Source organism: Mesorhizobium sp. P3_A9 (assembly GCF_056402975.1).
On the sequence record NZ_JBFUGJ010000556.1, the window covers coordinates 1 to 2,617 of the forward strand.

At 62.5% G+C, this 2,617-nt stretch carries 2 protein-coding genes; both read left to right on the forward strand.

What is annotated here, in order from left to right; genetic code table 11:
• The first annotated feature begins 78 nt into the window (after window positions 1-78).
• Window positions 79-564, forward strand: a complete 486-nt coding sequence (locus AC1DX0_RS34375; RefSeq protein WP_477222172.1) for an endonuclease domain-containing protein — start codon at window positions 79-81, stop codon at window positions 562-564.
• Window positions 561-2,617, forward strand: a 2,057-nt coding sequence (locus AC1DX0_RS34380) for a GcvT family protein (RefSeq protein ID WP_477358822.1), incomplete at its 3' end; no start/stop codon positions are given. The genes AC1DX0_RS34375 and AC1DX0_RS34380, both read left to right, overlap by 4 nt.

Below are 2,617 nucleotides of genomic sequence, written 5' to 3' on the forward strand. Positions count from 1 at the left end.
CCCCCGATCGACGGGGGAGAGGAAGGGCGCGAGCTGATGCAGGCTGGCTCCCTTCCTCTCCCTCCGGAGGGGGGAGAGGTGGCGCCGCGAAGCGGCGACGGAGTGGGGGAAGGCGCTGGTCAAACCCGCAGTCGCCGCAAGACAGGCACAACCCACCGTACGCGTAATCTCCGGCAAGCAGGCAATCAAGCGGAAGCCTTGCTTTGGCTTGAACTGAAGGGGCGAAAACTCGGCGGCTATCGCTTTACGCGTCAGTTCTCCATCGGCCCCTTTTTCGCAGACTTCGCCTGCCGCGAGCGATGGCTCGTCGTCGAGATTGACGGCTCACAACACGCCGACAGTTCCTATGACCGCCGCCGCGACGACTTTATGCGCGATCAAGGCTATTTGATACTGCGTGTCTGGAGCCATGATGTCCTGAAACATCGTACTTCCGTCTGTGAAACCATTCTTGCCGCGCTTGATGGCAGGCTGGCCGAAAACGTCGCAGTTTCCGACCTACAGTTTGTTTTCGCGCAGCGCTCATCCGATTCAATTTCTCTAAAAACGGACCTATCTTCATGAAATCCCACGTAAAAGCGGTTGTCATCGGCGGCGGTGTCGTTGGCTGCTCGGTACTGTATCACCTGGCCAAGGCCGGCTGGACCGACATCATGCTGATCGAGCGCTCGGAGCTGACCTCCGGCTCGTCCTGGCACGCGGCGGGCGGCTTCCATACGCTGAACGGCGACCCCAACGTCGCCAAGCTGCAGGCCTATACGGTTCAGCTTTACAAGGAGATCGAGGAAATCTCCGGCCAGTCCTGCTCGCTGCATCTGACCGGCGGTGTGATGATGGCCGATACGCCGGAGCGCATGGATTTCCTCAGGCTGGCCCACGCCAAGGGCCGCTATCTCGGCATGGACACCGAGCTGATCACGCCGTCCGAAGCCAAGGCAATGTTCCCGCTGATGGACGAGAGCAACTTCGTCGGCGCCATGTGGGACCCGGTTGAAGGCCATCTCGATCCGTCCGGCACCACCATCGCCTATTCCAAGGCGGCCAAGAAACTCGGCGCCGAGATCGTGCTGCGCAACCGCGTCGTCGACCTGACGCAGCAGCCGGACGGCACCTGGAACGTCGTCACCGAACAGGGCACGGTCCACGCCGAGCATGTCGTCAACTGTGGTGGCCTGTGGGCGCGCGAGATCGGCCGCATGGTCGGCGTCGAACTGCCGGTGCTGGCCATGGAGCACATGTATTTGCTCACCGAGCCGATGCCGGAGGTCGAGGAATTCAACAAGTCGACCGGCCGCGAAATGATCGGCGTGCTCGACTTCAAGGGCGAGATCTACACCCGCCAGGAGCGCAACGGCATCCTGCTCGGCACCTATGAAAAGGCCTGCAAGCCGTGGTCGCCGGTCAACACGCCATGGGATTTCGGCCATGAACTGCTGCCGCCCGATCTCGACCGCATCGCGCCGTCGCTGGAAATCGGCTTCAAGCATTTCCCCGGCATCGAGAAGGCCGGCATCAAGCAGATCATCAACGGCCCCTTCACCTTCGCGCTGGACGGCAATCCACTGGTCGGCCCGGTGCAGGGCCTGACCAATTTCTGGTGCGCCTGCGCCGTCATGGCCGGCTTCAGCCAGGGCGGAGGCGTCGGCCTCGCGCTGTCGAACTGGATGGTGCATGGCGATCCCGGCTTCGACGTCTGGGGCATGGATGTCGCCCGCTTCGGCGAATGGGCCGGCCTGCGCTACACCAACGCCAAGGTCCGTGAAAACTATTCGCGCCGCTTCTCGATCCGCTTCCCCAACGAAGAACTGCCAGCGGCACGCCCGGCGCAGACGACGCCGCTCTACGACACCATGCTGGCCAACAACGCCGTCATGGGCGACAGCTGGGGCCTCGAGACGCCGCTCTGGTTCGCACCGAAGGGCAAGGAGCCCAGGGATATCGTCTCCTTCCACCGCTCCAACGATTTTGGGCCGATCGGCGAGGAGGTGCGCGCCACGCGCGAGCGCGTCGGCGTCACCGAAATCGCCAACTTCGCCAAATACGAAGTGTCGGGACCGGGCGCGGAAGAATTCCTCAACCGGCTGATGACCAACCGCATGCCGAAGACCGGCCGCATCGTGCTCACCCCGATGATCAACGAATTCGGCAAGCTGATCGGCGACTTCACCATCGCCAAGGCCGGTGAAGACCGCTTCATGATCTGGGGYTCGTCGGCSGCGCARAARTACCAYATGCGYTGGTTCGAGAAGCACTTGCCGAAGGATGGTTCGGTGCGCATCCATCGCTTCGACCAGACGCTGGTCGGCCTCTCGATCGCAGGACCGAAATCCCGCGACCTCCTGCAGAAGCTGGTCGACGTCGACATCTCGACCAAAGCCTTCYGCTTCATGGATTTCCGCGAGATGGCGGTCGGCGGTGCACCGTGCCTGGTCAACCGCATCACCTATACCGGCGACCTCGGCTACGAGATCTGGATGGCGCCGGCCTATGAGCGCCTGGTGTACAAGGCGATCAAGGATGCTGGCGAGGAATTCGGCGTGGTCGATTTCGGCATGCGCGCTTTGCTCTCCATGCGCCTCGAAAAGAACTTCCCGACCTGGTTCCGCGAGCTACGGCC